The organism is Agrobacterium sp. lyk4-40-TYG-31, assembly GCF_030209855.1.
In the GTDB taxonomy this organism is placed as follows: Bacteria; Pseudomonadota; Alphaproteobacteria; order Rhizobiales; family Rhizobiaceae; genus Agrobacterium; species Agrobacterium vaccinii.
The window spans coordinates 353,191-377,896 of sequence record NZ_JARVRE010000003.1 but is presented as its reverse complement, the minus strand read 5'-3'; the positions used below and the strand labels follow the sequence as shown (position 1 = coordinate 377,896).

Here is a 24,706-nt window from a genome sequence, read left to right as displayed (position 1 = left end):
GTTTGATGTTTGTTTCGCGCGGTCCTGTTCCCCCGCACGTATTGCCGCTTAAATTGCGCGTTCTGTTTCTGCGTCGAAGAGATGAATTTTTGCGGGGTCTACGCCGATTTTCAATGTCTCGCCCGCCTTGATCCGCGTTTCCGGTGGCATGCGCGCCGTCAACGTCTCACCACCGATGGCGAAATGAACGAGGGTATCGGAGCCAAGCGGTTCGACAACCTGAACCTGGCAGGTCAATGACACCTGCGATGCATCTGCACTGAAATGTTCCGGGCGAATGCCAACAATGACATTTCGTCCGTCGATGGCACCGGCCTGACCCGACGAGCGGATTGCCGAAACCGGCAGGCTATCGCCATTGGAAAAAACCAGATTGCCGCCCTCTACCTTGGCTTTCGCAAAGTTCATGGCTGGCGAACCAACGAAACCGCCAACGAACACGCTGGCTGGATGATTATAGACCTCGTCTGGCGTTCCGACCTGCTCGATCTCGCCGCCCTTCAGGATGACGATACGGTCCGCAAGGGTCATGGCTTCGACCTGGTCGTGGGTGACATAGATGATCGTCGTCCCCAAAGCTTGATGCAGCTTCTTGATTTCGGTGCGAACCTGCCCGCGCAATTTGGCATCGAGGTTCGACAGTGGCTCATCGAACAGAAACACTTGCGGGCGACGCACGATGGCGCGGCCCATGGCCACGCGCTGGCGCTGGCCACCCGACAATTGTCCGGGCCGTCGATCCAGCAGATGGGAAATGCCGAGCATATTGGCGGCGTCATCGACACGGGCCGCCGCTTCGCCTGCCGCGATACCCCGCACTTTGAGGCTGAAACCCATGTTTTCCCGCACGGTCTTGTGGGGATAAAGCGCGTAATCCTGAAAGACCATGGCGATATCACGCTCACGCGGGGCCAGCCGGTTGACAACGCGATCCCCGATCTTCACCTCACCGCCGGTGATGGTTTCAAGACCGGCGACCATGCGCAAGGTCGTGGATTTTCCGCAGCCGGAAGGACCGACGAAAACAACGAACTCCCCGTCGTTGATCTCCAGATCGATACCCTTGACGATGCGCAATGCGCCATAACTCTTCTCGAGCGTGGTAAGCTTAACTGATGCCATTTCTTAATCACCCAACCCTCGGCGACAATGCTCCGGGCTCCTCTGGAATTGAGCATACGCAAGGATTTAAGGAAATCAATGGTGTATCAATTTAATTTATTCCGTTTAAAATTGAAATCTAAGTTTTGATTTCTAAAGAGAATTTTGATTTCGTTTAAAATACAGGATAGGACAAATGATACTGACCACTTCCAGGCCTCGCGCAAAATCTATTTGAGGCGATTGACGTAACGGGCAACATTCGGATCGTACCACGTGTGTGAAACCTCGGCCATCGCGCCCTCATGGGAATAACTGACGCGCAATATGTGGGGAACCGGCTGCCCGAGTTTCGGACCGAACGCCTCCGGTGCCCAATCCGGCACATGGTCGAGGCCGATATGGTCTTCCGCTTTGGCGATCCATAGCCCTAGACGCGTGCGATAATAGAGATAGAGCGATTCCGACAAATCCTCGGCTGCGACCCTTTCGATGTAGGAACCGTCGAGCCATATTTCTTCAATCGCCGCAACCTGTCCGGCAATGCGCCTAATCCGACGAATGCGGTGGCCTTCCTGCGACGCGCCGAAGGCTGGCAATGCCGCAGGCTTGACCTCGCGGCTGACGCTCAGAATTTCCGCCGTCGGAAAGCCGCCGCCCGCCACCAGCTCCAAGCGAAACATGGCATAAACGCTTTTCGGATCGGTAACCGCGCGGATGTAATTGCCTGATCCCTGAATGCGCTCCAGCAGTCCGCGCGTGTGGAGTTCGGCTAGCGTCTTTCTAAGCGTTCCAACCGCAATTCCCAGCGTTGTCGCCATCTCACGCTCCGGCGGAAGCTTTTCTCCATCGATCAACCGACCGGCCGTAATGTCCCGCACCAGTGTCTCCGCAATCTGGAGATACACCGGCAAACTTCCTTTGGAACTCCGCATTTTCAACGCCTTCCTCTGCGCGGGAGAAATAATTGATACATTATTGATTTACTCAATACCTGATGTTAGTTAATTGAGCAACGTCCTGTGAGGAGGATTTCATGACGATTGTTCCCGTAACATCTGCTGATCTGGATGCCGCTGAGGTGTCCTGGTTTTCGGCGCTGTGCTCCGATGACTACGCCTATCTTGGCGTTCCCGATGGCTCTTTGCGCTCCAGTTGGGACCATTGTTCCGCAATCGTCAAAAAGGCCGAAGAGCTTGGATTTCGCAATATCCTGTGCCCGTCCTCCTATCAGGTCGGACAGGATACGCTGAGCTTCGTTGCAGGTTGCGCGCCGATTACCGACAAGATCAATATGCTGGCTGCGATCCGTTGTGGCGAAATGCAGCCCATCATGCTGGCCCGCACCGTGGCCACGCTTGACCATATGCTCAAGGGTCGCCTGACGCTGAACGTCATCAGCTCGGATTTCCCGGGCGAGGTCGCAGACAGTGCATATCGTTACAAGCGCAGCCACGAAGTGGTCGAAATCCTGCGTCAGGCATGGACCCGCGAGACCATCGATCACGATGGGGAAATCTACCAGTTCAAGGGCGTTTCGACCGAACCCGCCCGCCCCTATCAGCAGAACGGCGGGCCCCTTCTCTATTTCGGCGGCTATTCTCCCGATGCTTTGGAGCTTTGTGGTGCGCAGTGCGATGTCTATCTGATGTGGCCCGAAACCAAGGACCAGCTTGCCGAGCGCATGCGTGCCGTCCACGCCCGCGCCGAAGCGCATGGCAGAACGCTCGATTACGGCCTGCGCGTTCATATGATCGTCCGGGATACAGAAAAAGAAGCGCAGGAATACGCCGAACATCTTGTTTCGAAACTGGATGACGAATACGGCCAGCTGATCCGTAATCGTGCCCATGACAGCATCTCGCTCGGCGTTGCGCATCAGGCCAAAGCACGTGAACTCGCTGACAAGTTCGGCTATATCGAGCCGAACCTCTGGACCGGTATCGGACGCGCCCGCTCGGGCTGCGGCGCAGCACTTGTCGGCTCGACCGACCAGGTTTTGAGCAAGTTGGAAGAGTATCAGAAGATGGGTATTCGCGCCTTCATCCTATCCGGCTACCCACATCTGAATGAGGCCGAACATTTCGGCAGCAAAGTCCTGCCGCAATTGAAGACCTGTTCTCTGCCGCATGTCCACGGGCGTGTGCCCGCAGCGACACCCGCAACACCTCTTGGAAACGGAGACCGTCACTGATGGACCGCATCGAAATCACACCCGAACTGTCGCTGAGCCGCATCGTCTACGGAATGTGGCGTGTTGGCGATGACGTTGATACATCTGCGAAGCATGTTCACGCCAAGATCGAAGCCTGCCTTGCACAGGGCATCACCACGCTCGATCAGGCCGATATCTATGGCGGCTACACGGCAGAAGCCATTCTTGGTGAAGTTTTCAAAGCTACACCATCGCTGCGCGACAAGGTCGAAATCGTCACGAAATGCGGCATCGTCGCTCCAGCTGGTCGGCACTCCGCAGCTCGCGTCAAGCATTACGACACCTCCGCAGAGCACATCAATGCTTCCGTCGAGGCATCGCTGCGCGACATGGCGACCGATCACATCGACCTGTTACTAATCCATCGCCCTGATCCGATGATGGACCCGGATGAAACCGGTGCTGCGCTCGATGCGTTGGTTGCGTCTGGCAAAGTTCGCAGCGTCGGTGTTTCCAACTTCCGCCCGTGGGACTTTTCCCTGTTGCAGACGCACATGGAAAACGAGCTGGTGACCAACCAGATCGAGCTCAGCCTCGCTGAAACCTCGGCCTTCACGAACGGCGATCTCGCCTATCTTCAGGAGCGCAACCTTGCCGTCATGGCATGGTCGCCGCTGGGTGGCGGCGCGCTGATGACCGCAGGCGGTGCGGTAGCCGATGCCATGGCGAAAATCGCCGGGGATCAGGGTGTCGACACTGCCGCAGTCGCCATCGCATGGCTGCTTCGCCATCCGGCAAAAATCCTGCCCGTGCTCGGGACCAACAATCTTCAGCGCATCGCCGCCATTTCGCAGGCAAGCCAGGTCACTATGGACAGGCAGATGTGGTTCGAACTCTACACGCTCGCAAAAGGCCACGAGGTGCCCTGATGACATCGCTTAACAGCATGCAGTCCCATAACGAACACGTGTTCGTTCCAGACGCGACAAACACCCGCAGTTTTCGCACCGCGCTTGGCAATTTCCCTACCGGCATCACGGTCGTAACAGCGCAGACGCCTGACGGGCCGATCGGCATGACCGTCAACAGCTTCTCATCGGTGTCGCTTGATCCGCCGCTTATCCTGTGGTCTCCGGCCAAAACGTCGTCGCGGCATGATCTCTTCGCTGGCGCCACGCATTTCGCAATCCACGTGCTGGGCGCTGATCAGGGCGAGTTGAGCAGCCGGTTTACGCGCGGTGGCCTTGGCTTCGAAGAATTTGCCTGGGACATGAACCCGGAAGGCGTTCCGATCATACCCGGCACCTTGAGCCGTTTCGAATGCGAGCGCGCATCGGTCTATGATGGTGGAGATCATTCGATCCTGCTCGGCCGCGTACTTCGCGCTGCCCACCGCGACGGAGAACCGCTGTGCTTCGCACGCGGAGCAATGGGACGGTTCGCAGTCGCATCCTGAGATGCGACTACCCATTCTCGGCCTTTCAGCTACTTACGTCTGAAGCGCCGCGATGACCACGAAGTAGCTCAGCGCTATGAGCAGCAACAGCGAAATCGAAGACGCAAGGATAACGCGCCCGCCAGCACTTGCCACGGTGCGAATATCGACCGACAGTCCAAGCCCTGCCATCGCGATAACCGTCAGCCCACTGGAGATCGTCAGTAGGATGGTCACGAGATCGAGCGGAATAAGACCAAGCGATCGCACGACAACGACAAGCATGAAGCCGATGATGAACCATGGCACGAGTTTACCGGAACTGGTCGTGCGACCTTCACGTCGGGCGGCCTTTCCCTGAAGAATGCCCAGCGTAAAAATGACCGGTCCGAGCATGAGGACACGCAGGAGTTTGATGACCGTACCCGTCTGAACCGCAACCAGACCCGCCGGTGCGGCAGCGGCCAGAACCTGCGGAACGGCATAGACCGTCATGCCAGCGAGCGCGCCATATTGTGCAGCACCAAGACCCGCATAAACATAAAGAAGGGGAAGAAGGAGGACGGAGGCGACGCCGAGAACTGCGGTGAAGGCAAGCGCCGAGGCAACTTCATCGGAATGAGCCTCGATGACAGGTGCTACCGCGACGATAGCCGAATTGCCGCAGATCGAGTTTCCGCAGGCGATCAGCATGGCCAGCCGGGGCGAGAGGCCCAGCAGTCTGGCTACCGCGAAGCTGACATAGATCGACAGGGTGACGATGGCGGCGACCGAAATGATCAACGTCAGGCCCGCATCCCGGATCGTGGCAAAACTGATCGACGCGCCAAGGAGGACAATGGCGATTTCCAGCAATGTCTTGGAGCTGAAGCCAATGCCGGGCTTCCACGATGAGCGTTCAGAAAAAAGGGTGCGGATGGCGATGCCGATGATGATCGCAAACACCAGGGGCTCCAACAGACCCGCTCCGAGAAAGGCATGCTGTATGCGCGCAACAACGTAAGCCACACCTGCGACAGCGGTGCAGATGGCAAGGCCAGGTAGGACCCGGCAGGATTGGAGAAAACTCATGATGGAATGTCTCTGCTAATATGTCAGAACAGTTTTTTCATCTAATTTAATTTACTTCCATCGAATATAATTCTACGTTTTATTCGGAAAAACAGAACGATTTCCCATGACATTCGAACAACTTTCAGTTTTCGTCGCCGTCGCCGAACGTGAGCATCTCACGAAAGCCGCCGCTGCAATCCACTTGACGCCGTCAGCCGTCAGCGCATCCATCCGCAATCTCGAACAGCATTATGGCATCGAGCTGTTTCACCGGATCGGGCGGCGCATCGAGCTGACTGCGGCAGGGCGCATCTTCTTGGATGAGGCGCGAAAGCTTCTGGCACGGTCGCGCTCGGTGGACCTTATTCTCAGCGAGCTTGGCGGCATGCAGCGAGGGTCGCTCAATGTCTTCGCCAGCCAAACCATAGCCAGCTATTGGTTGCCGCCGCGCCTGATGGAATTTCACAACAGGTTTCCCGGCATAGAGTTGGGATTGACCATCGGCAACACACGCACGGTGGCGGACGCGGTCATCAGCGGCGAAGCCGATATCGGTCTCGTGGAGGGCGAACTCGATGAGCCCGCGCTCGCGTCCTCAATCGTCGCCCGCGACGAACTCGTCGTCGTCGTCGGCCCTTCGCACCCTTGGGCGGACAAAAAGGCACTTGCAGTCGATGACATAAGGGAAGGTCACTGGGTCATGCGTGAGGTGGGTTCCGGCACCCGCTCTGCCTTTGAGGAAGCCTTGAACGATATGGGTATCAAGGTCGGCACGCTCAACATCGTGCTGGTCCTGCCATCGAATGAATCCATCCTCTGCGCACTGCTGGCGGGCAGCGGTGCAGCCGCGGTTTCCCGTCTTGCCGCACAGCAATTCATCGAAAGCGGCAGGCTATGCGAAGTGGATTTCCCCGCACCAGCCCGCGAATTCCGCCTTTTGAGGCACAAGGAACGTCATGCCAGCAAGGCTGCACTGACGCTACTCGACATTTGCAACCAGGCGGATGATCGCGAGTTGAAGCCGGAGCTTTAATGCACGGCGACGTCGTCTTCATCCGTCAGGAAGCTGCGAATGCCATCCTTCTCGCATGTGGCGAGAAACTCTTCCCAGGCGTCCTTGTCGGTTGCGAAGGGCTCTTCCCAAGTGGTAACGTCTTCCTCTTCGCTGACGACTTCCATTATCCAGTCATTATTGGTGCCCGCAGGCCGGAAGATATCGACGAGGACGGTGATGCCATCATCTTCGAATTCACCGGAGAATTCGGAATGTTCCAGCTTTTGTTTTTTCGACATCGTCTTCTCCGGGCGTGACACGCGACTGTAAATTCGCCGCAGATGAATACTTACATGCTGCACAGTCGTAAATCTTGATGCCAGATTCATAACGAATGGGCCGCCAGTTTGGAAGGGATGCGAAACTTCAAAAGCTTATGCAACGGTAAGGCCCTGCAAGTCATTATAGCTTTCGGTGCCAAGATACCGCATTGCATTATCCCGGACCCTGATCGTCTGCGGAGAAACTGGAAGATGAACATTGGCGAATGATAACGTTGCGGATACCCGGTTGAGTGATGGCACCCTGCCCGTCGGTTTGGCAGACCGCCCTCGGCTCGAGGCACTGTACCAGACGCAGCTGATGGATAGCGGCGCCGAGGAACGGTTCGACCGATTGACACGGCTCGTGGCGAAGACGCTAAACGTCCCGGTGTGTCTCGTCTCTCTCGTCGATACCAACAGGCAGTTTTTCAAAAGCATTCACGGATTGCCCGAGCCCTGGAGAAGCGCGCGGGAAACGCCCCTCACCCACTCCTTCTGCCAGCACGTGGTGGAGCGCGCGTCACCGCTCGTGATCAATGAATCCGTGGTCGAGCCCCTGGTTTGCGACAATCTGGCGATCCCCGATCTGAGCGTTCACGCCTATTTGGGCATGCCCTTGCTGGATACTGACGGACATGTGCTGGGTTCGCTCTGCGCCATCGACACAAAGCCACGCGTCTGGACGGAGCATGAGCAGGATATTCTCAGCGACTTTGCAAGGCTAGTCGAAGAGCAAATTGGCCTTCGGGCGCAGGTGGAGCAACTGGCGCGCTATGACGAGCAGCGCGCACTCGTGCAGGGGGAACTTGCACACCGTATCAAGAATGTCTTCTCGGTCATCTCTAGCCTCTTGCTGATTTCCTCACGAACGGAGAGCGATCTCGATACATTCGTGCGCAATGTCACGGGCCGCATTCAGGCACTGAGCGCTGCCAATGACTTTATCATCGGTGATGAGGAAGCTGGGGTGGCAAGACCCGACGGCCTCGCGGATCTACTGAACGCATTGTTGTCTCCCTTCAAGCGGCACGACAATCAGATATTGCTGACCTGCACGCCTGTTGCCATCGGCAATCGATGCAGCTCGTCACTTGCACTCGTCATCCACGAACTGGCGACGAATGCAGCGAAATACGGCGCGCTATCGTTACCGGAAGGCTATATCGAAGTCAGCTGTGAGCAGGATGATGAACGGTTGCGCATCGTCTGGCGCGAAATCGGCGGTCCACCGATCACCGATATCCCCACGCGCAAAGGATTTGGCTCGCGCATGGTCGCCAGAACCATCGAATCGCAGTTGTTTGGTCGGATAGAGCGGGAGTTTGCGACAGAGGGACTGGTGGTTACCATCGATCTTCCATTGGACAGCGTCGGCTCGTAAACGACCGAACGGACACGGGAGAGTCGATAGGACGTGAAGACCCGACAGCCACTTATCCTTACCGCAAAGCTTGCCGACGACGATCTCGAGCACTTCGATCGCCTTCGGAAAACTCATTTTCCGCCTAATAGGAACGTCTTGCGGGCTCACCTGACGATGTTTCACCGCCTGCCCGGAGAGTATGTCGAGCGGATCGGCGAGCATCTGGCCGAGGTGGCAACCGGACATCAGGAGTTTTTGGCGCAGGTCGCTGGCATCCGTCACCTGGGTGCGGGCGTTGCTTTTACGATCTCAAGTCGGGAACTCTGGGATATCCGCGCCAGCCTCAGGCAGGCATTCGCATCGTGGCTTGGCGGGCAGGATATGCAGAAATGGCAGCCGCATATTACCATACAAAACAAGGTGCCCAAGGCGAAAGCAGACGAGCTTTATCACCAACTCCAAGCCGATTTTACGCCGAAAGACGTGCGAATCGTTGGGCTCGATCTCTGGCGATATATGGATGGTCCGTGGGAACACGCGGCTTTCACAGCATTTAATGGCGCTGCTTAAGAGACACATCTTCGGCAATTCGGCATCGAAATGCTTCGATCTGGCGGAAAACGCTTTAGATTGGTGCGTTTTCAGTGGCAAAGCTCACGCTCTGATACATTTGGTCACTTAATATGACTTCCTATTTCGTCCCCATAAGGGCATGTGATTATCAAAGCTCTGCGGAGCACACATAACAACTGATGTAACAAAGAGCTGAGACCATGGAAAATCCGCTTGCATTGAAGCAGCGTTCCGAAAACAGCCTTTTTCGCGAAGGCGATGTTTTCGTCCTCTTCGGCGAATTGTTTGGCCGCGGTTATGCGACAGGCCTTCTGGACGAAGCGCGCGCTGCTGGCATGGATATCGTCGGCATCACCGTTGGTCGCCGTGACGAGAACAACAATCTGCGCCCTTTGACTGCCGAAGAACTTTCTGAAGCCGAAGCACGGCTTGGTGGCAAGATCATCAATGTGCCGCTGATGGCCGGTTTCGATCTCGATGCTCCTGAAGGCGGCCCGACACCGACCGATCTCGTGGCGAAGATGTCGCTTGAGAGCTGGCAGAACGACAAGCTGGACTGGGACTACATCAAGCAATGTCGTGACCTGGCAACGGCGCGTTTCACTGGCGCACTGACCGAAGTCATGTCCATTCTGGACGGCATGATCCCCAAGGGTCGCAACGTGCTGTTCGCCCACACCATGGCTGGCGGCATTCCCAAGGCCAAGGTGTTTCTGGCCGTTGCAAACCGCATCTACAAGGGTCGCGGCGCGCGCCACATGTGCTCGCAGACGCTGCTCGACAGCGATATGGGCAAGCTCATCCTTCAGAACTTCGATGAAGTGTCTGCCATCACTTTCCGCCATCTGATCGACCACAGCGCTGCCATCCGCAGCCGTGTCGAAGCTGGTGGAAACCAGGTGCGTTACACCGCCTATGGCTACCACGGCACGGCGATCCTGATCGACGGCGAGTATCGTTGGCAGACCTACACAAACTACACGCAGGGCTACGCCAAGATGCGGTTGGAGAAGATAGCAGGCGAAGCTTGGGCGGAAGGCGTAAAGGCCACCGTCTACAATTGCCCTGAAATCCGCACGAATTCCTCCGATGTCTTCACCGGCATCGAGCTTCCACTGATCCCTCTGCTGTTGGCTCTCAAGAAAGAGAACGGCGGCGCTTGGGTGGACGAGCAGTGGCAGACCTGCCAGAACCTTCTTGCAGACGGCTTCACCATGGAAGACGTGTTGCAGAAGATCAAGGACATGCAGGCGAGCGACGTCATGCGCCCGTTCTACGATTTTACCGCATGGCCAATGCCTAACAGTCAGGATCAGGCCGATTTGACGATTGGCACCTCCAATGAAATCACCCAGATGCACCGCGACAACAAGGCGATGATCAGCGACGTGCTGAGCAGCCTCGTGGTCGAGGCAACCGGCCAGCTGATTTTTGGCAACTCCTCGAACCCTGCAGGTCCGGTGCAGTGGCTGAACCACGACATCGTTGCCCGTCAGTTGAACGCCAAACGCGGACAGGCGGCATCATCCGCAGCCGTGGCATCACCAACCGAGATGGCATAACGGCCAACGGATATCCTGAATTGAGTGGCGGTTTCGAAAGAAGCCGCCATTTTGCTTTTCTGAACCGTTGTCTCAACCGGGTCGCCGTGACCCGGCGGAACTTCGATACACAGCTCCGCGTTTGCACTGCAACTAACGCAGGGAGTGCCGACATGAGCAAGGACGATAAAGCCAGAGATTCAGTCGAAGGCAAAGACGACAAGACGGCACCTGTGGTGGACAATCCACCCGCAGGACCCCATGCCAAGAGCCATCTGACGGATAAGAGTAAGACGCCGGGTGCTGGATCGCTGCCGGAAGACGGCGCAGATGACGTGAACCCCGGCTCCGGCTGAGCCGCCGAACCAACTTCAAAATAAAAAGAAAGCCTGCCGAGGATAAAACCACGGCAGGCTTTTTATCGTTGGACTGCTGCGACGAGTTTCTTACCAGCAGCAAAAACCGCCATCCACCAAGAGATCGACGCCTGTCACGAAGCTTGCTGCATCGGACAGAAGAAAGATCGCAGGGCCGACCATTTCGTCGACATTGGCCATGCGCTGCATCGGCGTCTGTTCTTCGAAAAGCTTGGTCTGATGCACCATTTCCGGGCGGGTGTTCATCGGCGTTGCCGTGTAGCCGGGGGAGATGGTATTGACGCGCAAGCCTTTGCCGACCCATTCCATGGCCATGGATTTGGACATGTGGATGACGCCCGCCTTCGACGCGTTGTAATGGCACTGCATCAGCCCGCGATTGACGATGACACCGGACATGGAGGCGATGTTGACGATGGCGCCGCGACCGTGTTTCAACATCGCCTGTGCCTCGGCCTGGCAGGAGAGGAACACACCTTTCAGGTTGATGTCCATCATCGTCTGGAACTGGCTTTCCTCCATCTCCTCTGCCGGATTGGCATTGGCGATACCGGCAGCATTGACGGCGAGCGACAGAGCACCAAGCTCGGCTTCGGTCCGAGCGACGGCATCGCTCAGCGCCTGTTTGCTGGTCACGTCTGCTGCGATCTGGATAGACTTGCGGCCAGCCCTGGCAATGAAATCCGCCGTCTGTGCCAGACCATCATCCGTGCGACGATCAAGCAGCGCGACGTCTGCACCAGCCTGCGCAAGACCCATGGCGATGCGCTGACCGATGCCCGAACCGGCACCGGTAACGAGGGCAACCTGGCCCGAGAGATCGAAGAGTTTCGGCGCGTTGAGCGTGATGTTGGACATGGATATTTCCTTCTTCAGATAGTCGCCATTTCCATGACGGAAACATCGTTGGCTTCGTCACGGTTGAGAATACCGGCCTGATTTCCTTGGGCGAGAACGAGGATGCGGCTGGAAACGCCCAGCACTTCCTCAAGATCGGAGCTGACGACGATGACAGCTACGCCCTGCTTTGCCAGCCCGACGATGATGTCGTAGATGCCCGCACGCGCACCGACATCGATGCCGCGTGTCGGCTCATCCAGCACCACGACGCGCGGGTTACGCGCCAGCCACTTGGCGATCACCACCTTCTGCTGGTTGCCACCGGACAGGTCTGATGCGGGCTGATCGCTCTTGCCTTTGACGCCGAATTTGGCGATGGCAGCGTTGGCAAAGCGGCGCTTGACGCCGGGCGTTATCCAGCCCGTACCGAGCAGATCCAGATTGGCGTAGATGATGTTCTCGCCAATTTCATGCTCGACAACGATCCCCTGCATTTTGCGATCTTCCGGCACCATGGCGATGCCCTGATCGATTGCGTCGGCGGGTGACTTAAGGTTGAGCGGCTTGCCATCCAGCAATATCTGTCCTGCCGATATCTCATCTGCTCCGGCAATCGTTCGCACCAGTTCCGTGCGACCGGCACCGATAAGGCCTGCAATGCCGAGAATTTCACCGGCACGCACATGGAAGCTGACATTGCGGAACGCGTTGTTCGCCCCCGTCAGTCCCTTCACCTCCAGCACGACCTTGTCCTGCGCTTCCGGCAAGGTCGGGAAAAGACGTTCCAGCGAGCGACCCACCATGCTTTCCACGATGGTGCGGACCGGCGTGGCGCTGTCGGCAAATTCATTGACGCGTTCGCCATCGCGCAGAACAACGATACGATCGGTGATCTCTCTGATCTCTTCCATGCGGTGGGAAATGTAGATGATGCCGACACCCTCAGCGCGCAGCTTGCGCACCTGCTCGAATAGTGCCTGTGTTTCCGCTCCGCCAAGGGCCGCTGTCGGTTCATCCAGGATGAGCAGTTTTGCGTTGAGCGCCAATGCCTTGGCGATTTCGATCAACTGCTGGTTTGCGGTCGAAAGACCGGCGACTTTGCGGGTGGCGGGGAGGTGGAGATTGAGCCGCGCAAGCTGCTCCTGCGCCCGTCGCACCATTTCGGCGCGGTCGACCCTGCCGTTTTTCATCGGCCAGCGACCGATAAAGACGTTTTCGGCGATGGATAGTTCGGGGAGAAGCTTCAGCTCCTGATGGATCAGCACCACGCCCTTGTCGATGGCTTCGCGTGGCGAGGCCGGAGCATAGGGTTCGCCGAGCCACGCCATCGTGCCCTGCGACGGTTCGCGCGATCCGGCGATGATACCGGAGAGCGTCGATTTACCCGCCCCGTTTTCACCGAGCAGCGCGACGACCTCGCCCGCATACACATCGAGATCGACGTTCTTCAAAACCTCGAGCGGACCATAGCGTTTGGTGATGCCACGGAGCGAAAGAACCGGCTCACGCATGACGAAGAACCTCCCAGAGCGTCAAAAACCGAGCCACATCATGGCCCGAAGAAATCGGGTGCCGCCACGGTGGCGGCACCTAAGGAGTGATCAAGGATGGTTGGAGATGAAGCCTGCAACATTTTCCTTTGTGGTCAGGGTCGCATCCAGCAACTGAACCGGAGGAACCTTTTCGCCACCAACGATCTTCACGGCCATTTCCACAGCCGTGCGGCCCATCTTCTGGGTCTGCTGTGTCGCGGTGACGTCAAACACGCCGTTCTTCAGAGCTTCGAGTGCTGCCGTATCACCATCGAAACCGCCAACGACGATCTTCTGCGATGGGTTGCCGACCTTGATCGCCTGTGCCGCACCGAGTGCAAGGCCGTCAGCCTGCGCGAAGACGATGGAAACGTCAGGATTGGCCTGAAGCAGGTTCTGCATGATCTGGAAGCCTTCATCCTGGCTCCACATGTTGGACCACTGCTCGGCAACCACCTTTACATCAGGGTTGGCTTTGACGGATTCCATGCAGCCCTTTGTGCGGTCCACTTCCGGTGTGGTGCCCTTCTGGCCATGGATCATGACCATCTTGCCCTTACCGCCAGCCTGCTTGATGATGTAATCGCAAACGGATTTGGCGGATGCAACGGAATCGGTTGCAAGGAACGTGTCACCAGGTGCGCCATCGGCATTGCGGTCGATGTTGATGACGGGAACGCCAGCGGCCTTGGCCAGCTTGACCGGAACGGTCGCGGCTGCGGCACCGGCTGGAATGTAGATCAGGGCATCGATATTCTGGGTCAGAAGATCCTGAATCTGGTTGACCTGCGTCGGGCCGTCACCCTTGGCATCCACGGTCACAACCGAAATACCACGCGTCTTGGCTTCCGCCTCGACGGACTGCTTGATCTGGTTGAAGAAGTTTGCCTGAAGATTGGCGACAGCAAGGCCAATCTTCTTCACTTCAGCGGCGTTGGCCGTACCGAGAGAAAGGGCCAGTGCTGCGGATGCCATCAGAATGCGCGAAAATTTCATGTCTTTTCCTCCGGGTTTTGATTTTGGCCTTCGGGAGACAGTGCCTCCTCCCCTCCAGCCTGTTTTACCCTCCCTCTTCAAGGGAGATGGTTCTGTCTAGGCGCAGTGCGCTGCGCCTGAATTAAAATCATGACTTCTTGCGACGCAGTGTTTCCGCACCAACAGCCAATACGATGACGATGCCGATGATGACCTGCTGCAAGAAAGGCGAAACGTTGAGAAGATTGAGGCCATTACGAAGCACGCCGATGATGAGGACGCCGATCAGCGTGCCGCCAATGCCGCCAGCGCCACCCGAAAGGGATGTTCCGCCGATGACGACAGCCGCAATCGTATCAAGCTCATAGCCAAAGCCGCTGGATGGCTGCACCGAGTCCAGACGCGCCGCCAGAACGATACCGGCAAGACCTGCCAACACGGCGCAGATGACATAGACGCAGATGGTGACGAGCTGCACGTTGATACCGGCCAGACGTGCCACTTCCGCATTGCCGCCCACGGCATAAACCGTGCGGCCTTCGGAACGATAGCGCAGGAAGGCCCAGGAAATGGCAACGACGACCAGCATTAAAAGCACGGTCGCGGTCAGCACGCCGAAGTGGCGATCGATGGCCAGCATCATAAACCAGTCGGGAAAGCCGACGATCTGCTGGCCATCGGTAATCATGTTGGCAACGCCGCGCGCAACCGACATCATGGCAAGCGTTGCAATGAAGGCGGGCACCCGGAACGTCGTCACCAGAATGCCAACGACGAGACCGCAAACGCCGGACGCCAGCAGCGCCAGAACGATTGCCGCCCCCATGGGCATTCCCGCAACATTGGCCGTCCAGCCCATGATCATCATGGACAGCGCCAGCACGGAACCGACAGAAAGATCGATGCCACCGAGCAGAATGACGAAGGTCATGCCGATGGCCATAATGCCGAGAACAGTGATCTGATCGAGAATATTGAGACCGTTGCGCAGCGACAGGAAGTTTTCGCTGGCGAAAGACAGAAACACGCATAGCAGCAACAGCCCTACGAGTGGCCCCGTCGCGCCGCTCAGCCATGTGAGCGGATTTCTGGTCTGGACGTTTGCGTCCTTGCGCTCCAACACAGTCATGGCTCCTCCCGAAACGTCTACACGCTAGAACTTTTTAAACCGATTAGAATATTTATTCACTATCGGTGTAAAATGCATAAAGCAGATTTAATGTGCTTGTCAATAGAGCCTGAAGGCCACCAATAGATCTCGTGAAAAGAACCGGAAAGCACTTTTGCGGCTTGACAGACCCCCTTCATCTGCAATTATATAGCCTAATGTATAAATATTCACTCGTGCATCTTGATGAGGATTTCATGGAGCCCAAAGAATTAGAGCGCGTTGCCCGCCAGATCCGTCTGCGCGATGTGCAAGCCGTTTTCGAAGCTGGCGCTGGTCATGTGGGCGGTGAGATGTCTGCCATCGATGTCATGACGGCACTCTATTTTCGCGTTCTGCGGATCTGGCCGGATGATCCGAAGAACCCGGCCCGCGACCGCTTCGTGCTGTCGAAGGGCCACACGGCCTGCGCGCTTTACGTGACGCTTGCCAAGCGCGGTTTCATTCCTGAAGACGAGATTTCCACCTTCCTTCAGCCCAATTCGCGCCTCAACGGTCACCCAAACTGCAACAAGGTGCCGGGCGTTGAAACCAATACCGGTCCGCTCGGCCACGGCCTGCCGGTGGCGGTGGGCATGGCAAAGGCTGCGAAGCTTTCCGGTGCTGATTACCATACCTATGTCATGACCGGCGACGGCGAAATGCAGGAAGGCTCCAACTGGGAGGCCATCATGGCCGCAGCACAGTTCGGCCTTAACAATCTGACGCTGATCATCGACCACAATCGGTTCCAGCAAGGTGCGGCCCTCTCCGATACCAACGATATCGCGCCGCTTCGCCCGAAGCTTGAGGCATTTGGCTGGGACGTGAGCGAGATCAATGGCAACGACATGTCCGAGGTCGTTCCTGCGCTCGAACATCGCAGCGACCGTCCGCACTGTATCGTGGCACATACCAACAAGGGTCACGGCATTTCCTTCATGCAGGACCGGGTGGATTGGCACCACAAGGTTCCAAGCAAGGAACAGTATGAACTCGCAGTCAAAGAACTCTCGGAGGCCCTATAATGAATGCGCCCGTATCTGCCCCCAAACTCTACGACTGCCGTGACGCCTTTGCCGAAACCATCGAAGCACTGGCCGCCGCCGATCCACGAGTCGTCGCCGTTTGCAACGATTCCGTCGGCTCCTCCAAGCTCGGTGGCTTCAAGACGAAATTCCCGGAACGCCTGATCAATGTCGGCATCGCCGAACAGAACATGGTCGGCGTTGGCGCCGGTCTTGCCAATGGCGGGCAATTGCCGTTCGTGTGCGGCGCATCCTGCTTTCTGACCGGTCGTGCGCTGGAACAGATCAAGGCCGACCTTGCCTATTCCAATGCCAATGTGAAGCTGATCGGAATATCCTCCGGTATGGCATATGGCGAACTCGGCCCAACGCACCATTCCATCGAGGATTTCGCCTGGACCCGCGTGCTGCCCAACCTGCCGGTCATCGCACCCTGCGACCGCATCGAAACCGCAGCGGCCATCAAGTGGGCGGCAGACTATGCAGGGCCTTGCTTCCTGCGCCTCTCGCGCGTTGGCGTGCCGGATTTGCTGCCGGAAGGTCACGTCTTTGAAGTCGGCAAAGCCAATCTCCTGCGCGAAGGCACGGATCTTACGCTGATCGCCAACGGCACGCTGACCCACCGTATCGTCAGGGCCGCCGATATTCTGGCGTCACGCGGCATCAACGCGCGCGTTCTGAACATGGCGACGGTTCGCCCCATCGATGAGGCGGCAATCATTGCCGCCGCTAATGAAACGGGCGCGATCCTGACGGCTGAAGAACATTCCATCTTCGGCGGGCTGGGTTCAGCCGTTGCCGAAGTCGTCGTCGATCACGCACCTGTGCCGATGAAGCGTCTCGGCGTTCCCGGCGTCTTTGCCCATACCGGCTCGGCTGAATGGCTGCTGGATGAATTCGGCATGGCACCAGAGGCGATTGCAGATGCGGCGCAGGCCCTGATCAAGAGAAAATAAGCCCTCCTCCCAGCCGCTCATGTTTCCTTCGGGAGACGTGGGCGGCACCCTTTTCTAACCTTATCATTTGCGCGGCTCTTCGATTCGCCCAAATAACCCGGCAGGGTCACGCACAAATAATATCCGGGAAGAGAACACAGCGATGCGCGCCATCCTCTCCGTCGATCAGGGAACGACAAATTCCAAGGCCATTCTTGTTTCCGAAACAGGCTCCATTCTGGCCAGAGGCTCATCCCCCGTCGGCATTGCCTATCCGCAACCCGGCTGGGTAGAACAAGAACCGAAGCGCATCTGGGCATCCGTCTGCGAAGCCATCGACGCCTGCCTCAAGGCCGCACCCGCCGATGTCTCGGTTGAAGCCATTGCCATTTCCAACCAGCGCGAATCCGTTACCATCTGGGATGCCGAAACCGGGGAACCGCTCGGCCCTGTCCTGAGCTGGCAATGCCGCCGCACCGCCGGCGAATGTTCAGACCTCATCGAAAAAGGCCATTCGGAACGCGTAATGGCGCTGACCGGACTGCCCATCGACCCGATGTTTCCCGGTGCAAAAATGCGCTGGCTGCTGGATCGCGCACCAAAGGGGCGCAAGGTTCGGCTTGGCACGATCGATAGCTGGCTGATCCATTGCTTCACCGGTGGGAAGGTTCACGCCTGTGACGCATCCAACGCAGCGCGCAGTCAGGCGCTCGATCTCAACAAACAGGTCTGGAGCGAGGAGCTTTGCGCGCTGTTCGGCATCGACATGGATGCCTTGCCGCAGGTGCGGGACAGCAGCGGCGATTTCGGCGTGACGAAGAATGTACACGGCATCAAGGACGGTACGCCCATCCTTTCAGCCATCGGCGACAGTCATGCCGCCCTGTTCGGACACGGTGCGTTTAATCCCGGCGATGGCAAAGTGACGTTCGGCACCGGCTCGTCGGTGATGACGACGTTGCCGCATTTCATTGCACCGAAACAGGGTATCACCACCACCGTCGCATGGCGTCTGGGTGGGCAGCCGACCTTTGCCTTCGAAGGCAATATCCTCGTCTCTGCCGCCTCGCTTCCCTGGATGGTCGACATTCTCGGCCTGCCGGATGTCGCGGCACTGGTGGAACTGGCCTCGACAGCAGAGCCCGGCGGGCCGGGCTTCGTTCCCGCCTTTGTAGGCCTAGGCGCGCCCTATTGGGATTCCGACAGCCGTGCGCTGTTCTCTCAGATCAATTTCTCCACCACCCGCGCCCAGATGGCGCGCGCCGTTACCGATTCCATCGCATTCCAGGTGCACGATGTTTTCGCCGCCATGGGCGCCCAGTCACCGACGGGCTTTGGACGCCTGTTCGTGGATGGCGGCCCGAGCCAGAACCATTTTCTGATGCAATGCGTGGCAGACCTGCTGGAGCATCCCATCATTCAGCGCGATGCACCCGAAGCATCTGCATTGGGTGCCGCTTACCTCGCCGGTCTGGCGCTTGGCATGTGGTCCGATATTCAGGCCGTGGCAAAGCTCAATTCCAGCGGAAACCAGATCACGCCAGCGACATCGAGCCGAAATGAAAAGCTCGCAACATGGAGGGATGCAATTGCCCGCTCGACCTTGAGAATCCGGTCCGCTAATAGTGAATAAAAATTCACGCTGGAGGGACCATGGGTAGGATCAACGAGCTTCGCCTGATATCGCGTGTCGCGCAGATGTACTACAGCGAGCACAAGCGACAGGCTGAAATTGCCGAGCACCTTCATTTGTCGCAGGCAACCGTTTCGCGCATGCTGAAACGCGCCGAGGCCGAAGGCATTATCCGCACCACCATCATTCCACCCGTGGGCACGTTCAACGATCTGGAGACCAGATTGCGTGAGCGCTTCGACCTGCCGGAAGCCATCGTGGTGGATTGCAGCGAAGACCGTGACGGCGCGATAATGGCGCGCATCGGCGAGGCTGCCGCCCACTTTCTGGAAGTGACGCTCTCGCAGAACGAGATCATCGGTGTTTCCAGCTGGAGCCAGACGATCTTCAAGATGGTGGAGAACATCCATCCGCTGAAAGGTGCCAAGGCGAAATACATCGTTCAGACGCTGGGCGGCATGGGCGACCCTTCCGTGCAGACCCATGCAACCCAGATCACCACGCGGCTGGCGCGTCTGACCGAGGGTGAACCCAAGCTGCTACCTGTTCCGGGCGTGTCGACCTCGCGTGAGGCCAAGCTTCTGATGCTCGCAGATCCCTTCGTGCGCGAGACGATCGACTTGTTCGGCTCCATCACGCTTGCCATCGTAGGCGTTGGCGCAGTCGAGCCATCGGAACTGCTGGCGCGCTCGGGCAACATCTTCTCGACCAAGGAACTGGCCGATCTGGCGCAGGCCGGTGCCGTCGGCGATATTTCACTGCGCTTTTTCGACAAAGAAGGCAGGCCGGTCAAGACGCCGCTTGACGACCGGGTCATCGGCCTTCCGCTTGAAAATCTATCCAATGTCGACCGCGTGATTGCGCTGGCGGGTGGTGCCAAGAAAACCGAAGCCATTGCAGGCGCGCTCAGAACCGGTGTGATCGACGTGCTGGTGACCGATAAATTCACGGCCGAACGATTGGTCGGCCCATAGCAGAGACACAGTTTCCTGGAGGAGGAGAAATGAAACGCTTCGAAGGTCAGTCCGTATTCGTCAGCGGCGGCAACAAGGGTATCGGCTACGGCATCGCCCGTCGCTTTGCCGAGGAAGGCGCTAACGTTGCAATCGCTGCGGTCGAGAAGGACACAGCCGAGATCGCAGCACGGCTTGCCGAAGAAACCGGCGCACAGACATTCGGTGTGACACTGGATGTGCGTGATGCTACCGCCGTTCGCGACGCCTATGGCGCGGCGGAAGCCGCCATCGGCGCGCTGTCTGTGTCTGTCCAGAATGCGGGTGTCATTACCATCTCCAAGGTCGAGGAACTCAGCGAGGACCAGTGGGACCTTAACATGGAGGTCAATACCAAGGGCGCTTTCCTTTGCTGCCAGGAGGCTATCCGCCGTTTCCGCGCCAGCGGCATCAAGGGACGTCTGATCAACACCGCATCCGGTCAGGCCCGCCAGGGATTCATCTACACACCACATTATGCCGCCTCGAAATTCGGCGTCATCGGCCTCACGCAAAGCCTTGCCAAGGAACTCGCGCCTGAAGGCATCACCGCCAACGCCATCTGCCCCGGCATTATCCACACCGAAATGTGGGACTATAACGACCGTGTCTGGGGCAAGATGTTGGGCGATTACAAGCCAGGCGAACTGATGGCGGAATGGGTGCGAAATATCCCCATGCGTCGCGCCGGTACGCCTGCGGAAGTCGCAGCACTGGTCGCCTTCCTCGCCTCCGAAGACGCCGCCTACATCACCGGCCAGACCATCAACATCGATGGCGGGTTGATCATGTCCTGATGGTGGTGTTTTCGCGCTCGAATGTAAAAGTCCCGGTGCGACAAGACCTTCTCGTAGCGGGCAACAAATCTCGAGTGACCGGAACGACCCCTCCACCACTTAACCGTGTATGAGGCCGACTTTCGCCGGTTAAACATCTTTACGCTTTGTCGGAATTTCTTTCGAAAGCGGCGTCGCTCAACCGGATTATTCCTGATAAGCTTGCTGAAATCACGCATCAGCGAGCTCAATTGTTAAATAAATCCATAGCCGGTCCTCATTACAGGACCCAGAGACAGCATTTTCAACATCTTCAGTTCGTCTGTCGGGTAGCACTTCCCGTGGGCGTTTTCGTCAGCGGCGTATGGGTGCTGATCTTTGCGACCATGCAGAACTGGCCGCTGGTGGTCCTCGAGTTCGTGCTTTTTGCCACGATTTCGGCGGGGTGGATGGCGGCGTTGCGGGGATATATTTCGCAAGGAATGCTCGTTTCCCAGCTCGCCTGCGTCCTGTTCATCGTCATCTATTCCTTGATGTTCGACGTGCCGAGCGACGCAGCACCTCGTGTCGCGCATATCTATCTGCTGATCATCGCGCTTGCCGGTTTCGTCAATCACCAGCTGGATCCCAGCCGGTTTCAGCTCGGCATAATCCTGACATCCATCGCCTGCTTCGTTCTCTTTTCCGCCTGCGCGATGCACTATGATTTCGCGACGCCGCTGCCGGACTCCATAAGGTCCGTGACCGCATGGGTGCATGCCGGCATTTCGGTTTCTCTGCTCTGTGGTGGAATCTTGCTGATCCAACGCAAGCTGGGTCCCGATAGCCGCTATGCGAGAGAATTGCGGATGGCATTGCTCAAGGACCAGTTCGAGCTCTTCTTCCAGCCGCAGGTGGATGGGACGGGGCAGTTGGTGGGAGCGGAAGCCCTGCTGCGCTGGCGCCACCCCCGCCTCGGTTACGTACCGCCGGACGAATTCATTCCCGTTGCCGAACGCGCAGGCCTGATGCCACAACTGGGCGGCTGGGTTCTGGATCGTGGCATCGAAACCTTGGCAGCCTGGCGCAACCAGCCTGAAACCAGAGACCTCGTTCTTTCCGTCAATGTCAGTCCCGACCAGCTTTTTCGGGAAGATTTCGTCTCCCATGTCATTTCCTCACTGGCCGCGTCTTCGGTACCGCCGCATGCGCTGAAGCTGGAACTGACCGAAACGATGTTCGTTGCCGAGGTCGATGAACTCATCAGCAAGATCAAGGCGCTGGAAAAACACGGCATCGGCATCGCGCTCGATGACTTCGGAACCGGCTATTCTTCATTGAGCTACCTGCAAAGGTTACCGCTGAAACAATTGAAGATCGATCGCAGCTTCGTACGTGCCATCAGCACCCAGCGTGGTGCGAGACTGGCACGCAACATCTGCCAGATGGGCCACGATCTCGGCCTAGACATTCTGGCAGAAGGAATCGAGACCGAAGAGCAGTACCGATTCATGCTGGGTTGTGGTTGCAGCGCGTTTCAGGGCTTTTATTTCGGCAGACCGGTAGCACTCGACGTCTTCGAGGAACGCTTCTTCGGCTGAAGCAGACTTTAGAGGTGACGGTAAGCGCGCTTGAAATAGACCAGCGCTTCCTCGCCTTCACCGATGACCGTGTCCATGACATCGCAGATCAGAATATCGTGGGTGCCCCCATCATGGATGGTGCGGATGCGGCAATCGAACGAGCAGAGCGCGCCCTCGAGAAGGGGCGCTCCGGTTTCAAGCGTGCTCCACTCCCCGGCTGCAAAACGCTGATCGATCGGCGTCTTGCCGCCAAAAAGGCTGCTCAACTGCTCCTGATCGGCTGCCAGCGTGTTGATGCAGACGACACCGTTTCCAGCGACATATCTGTAAGCAGACGAGTTGCGGTTTAGACAAACCAGCAGGGTCGGTGGATTATCCGAGACGCTGCACACGGCAGTCGCGGCGAAACCGGCCCTGCCTTCCGGGCCATCGGTCGTGACGATGTTGACCGCGCCAGCCAGTTGGGCCATGGCGTTACGGTAGTCCAGGCTGCGCTGTTCGGCAGTCTTCGTCTCCATTTCGGTATCCTTATCGAGAGACAGCCTCTGCATCTAAACGACCTTTCCTAACAACTCATCAAACCAACTGGCAGGCATCTTCAAAGGGAAGACGGGGAAGGCGACCAAACAGTTTCGATGCATCGCCATATCCCAGATTGATCAGGAAGTTGGACTTCCATGTCGTGCCAGCAAAAAACGCCTCATCCACCTTCGCCTTGTCGAAGCCGGACATGGCGCCCGTATCAAGCCCCAGCGCCCGTGCTGCCAGAATAAAATATCCTGCCTGAAGCGTGGCATTGCGAAACGCCGTCTCCTCAGCCATGGCCGGGCTGGATGTGAACCACGATTTTGCATCGGCATGCGGGAACAGCGTCGGAAGCTTCTCGTAAAACTCCGCGTCGATGGCGGCAATCACCGTCACCGGGGCCGTCATGGTCTTTTCGAGATTGCCTGATGACAGCGCTGGTCTCAGCTTTTCCTTCGCATCGGCAGAGCGAATGAAAACAAACCGCCCCGGCGAGCAATTGGCCGATGTCGGTCCCATCTTGGTCAGGTCGTAAAGGTCGCGCAAAAGCGCATCCTCGACGGGCTTGTCGGTCCAGCCATTATGGGTGCGGGCTTCGGTGAAAAGCGTTGAAAGTGCCTGTTCATCAAGGGGCATGAAGCATCATCCTATTCAGTTCGGCTCTGAGGCGAGCAAAAATGTCTCGAGCCTGGTGTTAAAAAGAGTTGCATCGGTCACGTTGACCGCATGGGCGCCCTCGTCAAAAAGGACGAGTCGCGCATTCGGCAAACCCTCAGCAAGCCGGATTGACCGGGAGTATGGCACAAGAAGATCATCCTTGGCTGCGATGACCAGTGTTGCGTTTTCGATGTCTGCAAGTTTATCATCCACATCGAACGCTCTCAGTGCCGCGATCCGACGCAAAACATTGTCCTTGCCCTGAAAATGACTGACGCCGTGGGCATCATCCCTGGCAAGCCGTTCGGCATTGTCGGACATCCACTGAGCCGGGTAAAGAAACAGTGGTTGAGCCTTCACGAAAGCTTCGACACCTGAGTTTTCCAGGAGGGAAACTCGGGTGTCGAAACACCTGCCGGAATGGACGTCCGCCTTGCTCCAAGCATTGACGAGGACCAGTCTATCGATGAGGCCGGGTTTGCGAAGGGCAATATCCAGCCCGATCAATCCACCCAGCGCATGGCCCATGAAATGGAATGTTTCAAGGTTCAGCGTCTTCGCAATCTCGACGACATCATCCGCCATGGCGGCTATGCCGCCGGACTGCGGGACTTCTCCACCTGTCCTACCGGTACCATGATGATCATAGACCACTACGCGAAAATGCTGTTGCAGCATCTCCATCTGGGGTGCCCAATAGGAGCCGGAACCGCCCAGCCCTGATGACAGCAGGATGGTTTGCGCATCGGCTTCATCACGACCCTGAACCTCGAAATAGATCATTGCGCCATCCAGCCGTTATGTGCCGATATGGGCGACAGTTGCGATTTCGACCAGCGCGTCCGGCTTGACCAGACCGCACAGGATGCAATAGCGCGCTGGTTTGTCACCTGGAAAATACTCGGCGTAGACGGTGTTGATCGCCTGGTAATTTGCCCAATCGGTGATGAAGATGTGGTTCATGGTCACGTCATCCATGGTGCCGCCAGCGGTTTCGATGACGGATTTGATGGTTTCCAACACATGCCGGGTCTGGGCGGCAGCGTCCCCCACATGCACGACATCATTGTTCTTGTCGAACGGCAGAGTGCCCGACACGTATACGACGCCATCGGCCAGTGTTCCCGGTGAAAATGGCGCGATTGGTTTGGATGTGCCTTCAGGAACGATAATTTTCTTCGGCATTGTC

The 24,706-nt window shown here is 57.5% G+C and carries 26 protein-coding genes; 14 read left to right on the top strand and 12 right to left on the bottom strand.

The window, feature by feature from the left end; genetic code table 11:
- Positions 1-48 precede the first annotated feature (48 nt).
- A complete protein-coding gene (locus QRN55_RS04910; RefSeq protein ID WP_284775318.1) occupies positions 49-1,122 on the bottom strand; it encodes an ABC transporter ATP-binding protein in 1,074 nt (357 codons plus the stop codon).
- Between the two features lie 209 nt (positions 1,123-1,331).
- A complete protein-coding gene (locus QRN55_RS04905; protein ID WP_284775316.1) occupies positions 1,332-2,036 on the bottom strand; it encodes a GntR family transcriptional regulator in 705 nt (234 codons plus the stop codon).
- Between the two features lie 101 nt (positions 2,037-2,137).
- Between QRN55_RS04905 and QRN55_RS04900 the strand changes: the two genes are divergently transcribed.
- The 3 genes from QRN55_RS04900 to QRN55_RS04890 are packed head-to-tail and all read left to right on the top strand — an operon-like array spanning position 2,138 to position 4,712.
- Complete coding sequence (locus QRN55_RS04900) at positions 2,138-3,295, top strand: LLM class flavin-dependent oxidoreductase (RefSeq protein WP_284775314.1); 1,158 nt, start codon at positions 2,138-2,140, stop codon at positions 3,293-3,295.
- Positions 3,295-4,185: an aldo/keto reductase gene (locus QRN55_RS04895; RefSeq protein ID WP_284775311.1), complete on the top strand. Its 891-nt coding sequence runs from the start codon at positions 3,295-3,297 to the stop codon at positions 4,183-4,185. Before QRN55_RS04900 ends, QRN55_RS04895 begins: the two co-directional genes overlap by 1 nt.
- Entirely contained in the window at positions 4,185-4,712 is a 528-nt protein-coding gene (locus QRN55_RS04890) for a flavin reductase family protein (protein ID WP_284775310.1), read from the top strand. Before QRN55_RS04895 ends, QRN55_RS04890 begins: the two co-directional genes overlap by 1 nt.
- Positions 4,713-4,745: 33 nt before the next feature.
- Here the strand turns inward: QRN55_RS04890 and QRN55_RS04885 are convergent, their stop codons facing one another.
- The gene (locus QRN55_RS04885) at positions 4,746-5,762 is read right to left on the bottom strand and encodes a YeiH family protein (RefSeq protein ID WP_284775308.1); all 1,017 of its coding nucleotides are present in this window, start codon (positions 5,760-5,762) and stop codon (positions 4,746-4,748) included.
- A 106-nt stretch (positions 5,763-5,868) separates the two neighbouring features.
- Between QRN55_RS04885 and QRN55_RS04880 the strand changes: the two genes are divergently transcribed.
- Complete coding sequence (locus tag QRN55_RS04880) at positions 5,869-6,777, top strand: LysR substrate-binding domain-containing protein (protein ID WP_284775306.1); 909 nt, start codon at positions 5,869-5,871, stop codon at positions 6,775-6,777.
- Here QRN55_RS04880 and QRN55_RS04875 read toward each other — a convergent pair.
- The gene (locus QRN55_RS04875; protein WP_233137290.1) at positions 6,774-7,037 is read right to left on the bottom strand and encodes a hypothetical protein; all 264 of its coding nucleotides are present in this window, start codon (positions 7,035-7,037) and stop codon (positions 6,774-6,776) included. The genes QRN55_RS04880 and QRN55_RS04875 overlap by 4 nt on opposite strands.
- Before the next feature lie 241 nt (positions 7,038-7,278).
- On the opposite strand from QRN55_RS04875, the gene QRN55_RS04870 reads away from it, so the two are divergent.
- The 4 genes from QRN55_RS04870 (at position 7,279) to QRN55_RS04855 (ending at position 10,894) form a co-directional block, all read left to right on the top strand.
- Positions 7,279-8,442 (top strand): GAF domain-containing protein, encoded by a 1,164-nt coding sequence (locus QRN55_RS04870; protein ID WP_284775303.1) that lies wholly within the window; start codon positions 7,279-7,281, stop codon positions 8,440-8,442.
- Positions 8,443-8,475: 33 nt separating this feature from the next.
- On the top strand, positions 8,476-8,994 hold the full coding sequence (locus QRN55_RS04865) for a 2'-5' RNA ligase family protein (protein WP_284775301.1): 519 nt from the start codon (positions 8,476-8,478) through the stop codon (positions 8,992-8,994).
- 203 nt (positions 8,995-9,197) lie between these two features.
- Positions 9,198-10,559, top strand: a complete 1,362-nt coding sequence (locus QRN55_RS04860) for an enoyl ACP reductase FabMG family protein (RefSeq protein WP_284775299.1) — start codon at positions 9,198-9,200, stop codon at positions 10,557-10,559.
- 152 nt (positions 10,560-10,711) lie between these two features.
- Entirely contained in the window at positions 10,712-10,894 is a 183-nt protein-coding gene (locus tag QRN55_RS04855) for a hypothetical protein (protein ID WP_112497991.1), read from the top strand.
- A gap of 90 nt (positions 10,895-10,984) precedes the next feature.
- On the opposite strand, the gene QRN55_RS04850 is transcribed toward QRN55_RS04855, so the two are convergent.
- From QRN55_RS04850 to QRN55_RS04835, 4 genes are all read right to left on the bottom strand, one after another.
- Positions 10,985-11,773, bottom strand: a complete 789-nt coding sequence (locus tag QRN55_RS04850; RefSeq protein ID WP_284775296.1) for an SDR family oxidoreductase — start codon at positions 11,771-11,773, stop codon at positions 10,985-10,987.
- 14 nt (positions 11,774-11,787) lie between these two features.
- Positions 11,788-13,266 (bottom strand): sugar ABC transporter ATP-binding protein, encoded by a 1,479-nt coding sequence (locus QRN55_RS04845; protein ID WP_284775294.1) that lies wholly within the window; start codon positions 13,264-13,266, stop codon positions 11,788-11,790.
- A 90-nt stretch (positions 13,267-13,356) separates the two neighbouring features.
- A complete protein-coding gene (locus QRN55_RS04840) occupies positions 13,357-14,283 on the bottom strand; it encodes a sugar ABC transporter substrate-binding protein (RefSeq protein WP_112497994.1) in 927 nt (308 codons plus the stop codon).
- A 127-nt stretch (positions 14,284-14,410) separates the two neighbouring features.
- Entirely contained in the window at positions 14,411-15,391 is a 981-nt protein-coding gene (locus QRN55_RS04835) for an ABC transporter permease (RefSeq protein ID WP_284775291.1), read from the bottom strand.
- A 236-nt stretch (positions 15,392-15,627) separates the two neighbouring features.
- On the opposite strand from QRN55_RS04835, the gene QRN55_RS04830 reads away from it, so the two are divergent.
- The 6 genes from QRN55_RS04830 to QRN55_RS04805 all read left to right on the top strand — a co-directional run bounded on the left by QRN55_RS04830 (position 15,628) and on the right by QRN55_RS04805 (position 22,353).
- The gene (locus QRN55_RS04830) at positions 15,628-16,437 is read left to right on the top strand and encodes a transketolase (RefSeq protein WP_112498212.1); all 810 of its coding nucleotides are present in this window, start codon (positions 15,628-15,630) and stop codon (positions 16,435-16,437) included.
- Entirely contained in the window at positions 16,437-17,393 is a 957-nt protein-coding gene (locus tag QRN55_RS04825) for a transketolase family protein (protein WP_284775289.1), read from the top strand. The genes QRN55_RS04830 and QRN55_RS04825 overlap by 1 nt, the downstream gene beginning before the upstream one ends.
- Before the next feature lie 142 nt (positions 17,394-17,535).
- Entirely contained in the window at positions 17,536-19,005 is a 1,470-nt protein-coding gene (locus tag QRN55_RS04820; RefSeq protein ID WP_284775287.1) for an FGGY family carbohydrate kinase, read from the top strand.
- A gap of 20 nt (positions 19,006-19,025) precedes the next feature.
- Positions 19,026-19,979, top strand: a complete 954-nt coding sequence (locus QRN55_RS04815) for a sugar-binding transcriptional regulator (protein ID WP_162694442.1) — start codon at positions 19,026-19,028, stop codon at positions 19,977-19,979.
- 29 nt (positions 19,980-20,008) lie between these two features.
- Positions 20,009-20,794 (top strand): SDR family oxidoreductase, encoded by a 786-nt coding sequence (locus tag QRN55_RS04810; RefSeq protein ID WP_284775284.1) that lies wholly within the window; start codon positions 20,009-20,011, stop codon positions 20,792-20,794.
- Positions 20,795-21,114: 320 nt separating this feature from the next.
- Positions 21,115-22,353: a putative bifunctional diguanylate cyclase/phosphodiesterase gene (locus tag QRN55_RS04805; RefSeq protein ID WP_284775282.1), complete on the top strand. Its 1,239-nt coding sequence runs from the start codon at positions 21,115-21,117 to the stop codon at positions 22,351-22,353.
- Between the two features lie 8 nt (positions 22,354-22,361).
- Here the strand turns inward: QRN55_RS04805 and QRN55_RS04800 are convergent, their stop codons facing one another.
- From QRN55_RS04800 to rutC, 4 genes are read right to left on the bottom strand one after another with little or no spacing between them, the layout of a single operon-like run.
- Positions 22,362-22,886: a flavin reductase gene (locus tag QRN55_RS04800; protein ID WP_111838705.1), complete on the bottom strand. Its 525-nt coding sequence runs from the start codon at positions 22,884-22,886 to the stop codon at positions 22,362-22,364.
- A 25-nt stretch (positions 22,887-22,911) separates the two neighbouring features.
- Positions 22,912-23,496, bottom strand: coding sequence for a malonic semialdehyde reductase (locus QRN55_RS04795; protein ID WP_111838706.1), 585 nt, complete (start codon positions 23,494-23,496; stop codon positions 22,912-22,914).
- A 15-nt stretch (positions 23,497-23,511) separates the two neighbouring features.
- A complete protein-coding gene (gene rutD / locus QRN55_RS04790; RefSeq protein WP_284775278.1) occupies positions 23,512-24,300 on the bottom strand; it encodes a pyrimidine utilization protein D in 789 nt (262 codons plus the stop codon).
- A 15-nt stretch (positions 24,301-24,315) separates the two neighbouring features.
- A complete protein-coding gene (gene rutC / locus QRN55_RS04785) occupies positions 24,316-24,702 on the bottom strand; it encodes a pyrimidine utilization protein C (protein WP_111838708.1) in 387 nt (128 codons plus the stop codon).
- Between the last annotated feature and the right edge of the window lie 4 nt (positions 24,703-24,706).

Coding starts and splice junctions, on each gene's coding strand:
- QRN55_RS04910 (WP_284775318.1), bottom strand. CDS start 1,122: ATGGCATCAGTTAAGCTTACCACGCTCGAGAAGAGTTATGGCGCATTG.
- QRN55_RS04905 (WP_284775316.1), bottom strand. CDS start 2,036: ATGCGGAGTTCCAAAGGAAGTTTGCCGGTGTATCTCCAGATTGCGGAG.
- QRN55_RS04900 (WP_284775314.1), top strand. CDS start 2,138: ATGACGATTGTTCCCGTAACATCTGCTGATCTGGATGCCGCTGAGGTG.
- QRN55_RS04895 (WP_284775311.1), top strand. CDS start 3,295: ATGGACCGCATCGAAATCACACCCGAACTGTCGCTGAGCCGCATCGTC.
- QRN55_RS04890 (WP_284775310.1), top strand. CDS start 4,185: ATGACATCGCTTAACAGCATGCAGTCCCATAACGAACACGTGTTCGTT.
- QRN55_RS04885 (WP_284775308.1), bottom strand. CDS start 5,762: ATGAGTTTTCTCCAATCCTGCCGGGTCCTACCTGGCCTTGCCATCTGC.
- QRN55_RS04880 (WP_284775306.1), top strand. CDS start 5,869: ATGACATTCGAACAACTTTCAGTTTTCGTCGCCGTCGCCGAACGTGAG.
- QRN55_RS04875 (WP_233137290.1), bottom strand. CDS start 7,037: ATGTCGAAAAAACAAAAGCTGGAACATTCCGAATTCTCCGGTGAATTC.
- QRN55_RS04860 (WP_284775299.1), top strand. CDS start 9,198: ATGGAAAATCCGCTTGCATTGAAGCAGCGTTCCGAAAACAGCCTTTTT.
- QRN55_RS04855 (WP_112497991.1), top strand. CDS start 10,712: ATGAGCAAGGACGATAAAGCCAGAGATTCAGTCGAAGGCAAAGACGAC.
- QRN55_RS04850 (WP_284775296.1), bottom strand. CDS start 11,773: ATGTCCAACATCACGCTCAACGCGCCGAAACTCTTCGATCTCTCGGGC.
- QRN55_RS04845 (WP_284775294.1), bottom strand. CDS start 13,266: ATGCGTGAGCCGGTTCTTTCGCTCCGTGGCATCACCAAACGCTATGGT.
- QRN55_RS04840 (WP_112497994.1), bottom strand. CDS start 14,283: ATGAAATTTTCGCGCATTCTGATGGCATCCGCAGCACTGGCCCTTTCT.
- QRN55_RS04835 (WP_284775291.1), bottom strand. CDS start 15,391: ATGACTGTGTTGGAGCGCAAGGACGCAAACGTCCAGACCAGAAATCCG.
- QRN55_RS04830 (WP_112498212.1), top strand. CDS start 15,628: ATGGAGCCCAAAGAATTAGAGCGCGTTGCCCGCCAGATCCGTCTGCGC.
- QRN55_RS04825 (WP_284775289.1), top strand. CDS start 16,437: ATGAATGCGCCCGTATCTGCCCCCAAACTCTACGACTGCCGTGACGCC.
- QRN55_RS04820 (WP_284775287.1), top strand. CDS start 17,536: ATGCGCGCCATCCTCTCCGTCGATCAGGGAACGACAAATTCCAAGGCC.
- QRN55_RS04815 (WP_162694442.1), top strand. CDS start 19,026: ATGGGTAGGATCAACGAGCTTCGCCTGATATCGCGTGTCGCGCAGATG.
- QRN55_RS04810 (WP_284775284.1), top strand. CDS start 20,009: ATGAAACGCTTCGAAGGTCAGTCCGTATTCGTCAGCGGCGGCAACAAG.
- QRN55_RS04800 (WP_111838705.1), bottom strand. CDS start 22,886: ATGCAGAGGCTGTCTCTCGATAAGGATACCGAAATGGAGACGAAGACT.
- QRN55_RS04795 (WP_111838706.1), bottom strand. CDS start 23,496: ATGCCCCTTGATGAACAGGCACTTTCAACGCTTTTCACCGAAGCCCGC.
- rutD (WP_284775278.1), bottom strand. CDS start 24,300: ATGATCTATTTCGAGGTTCAGGGTCGTGATGAAGCCGATGCGCAAACC.
- rutC (WP_111838708.1), bottom strand. CDS start 24,702: ATGCCGAAGAAAATTATCGTTCCTGAAGGCACATCCAAACCAATCGCG.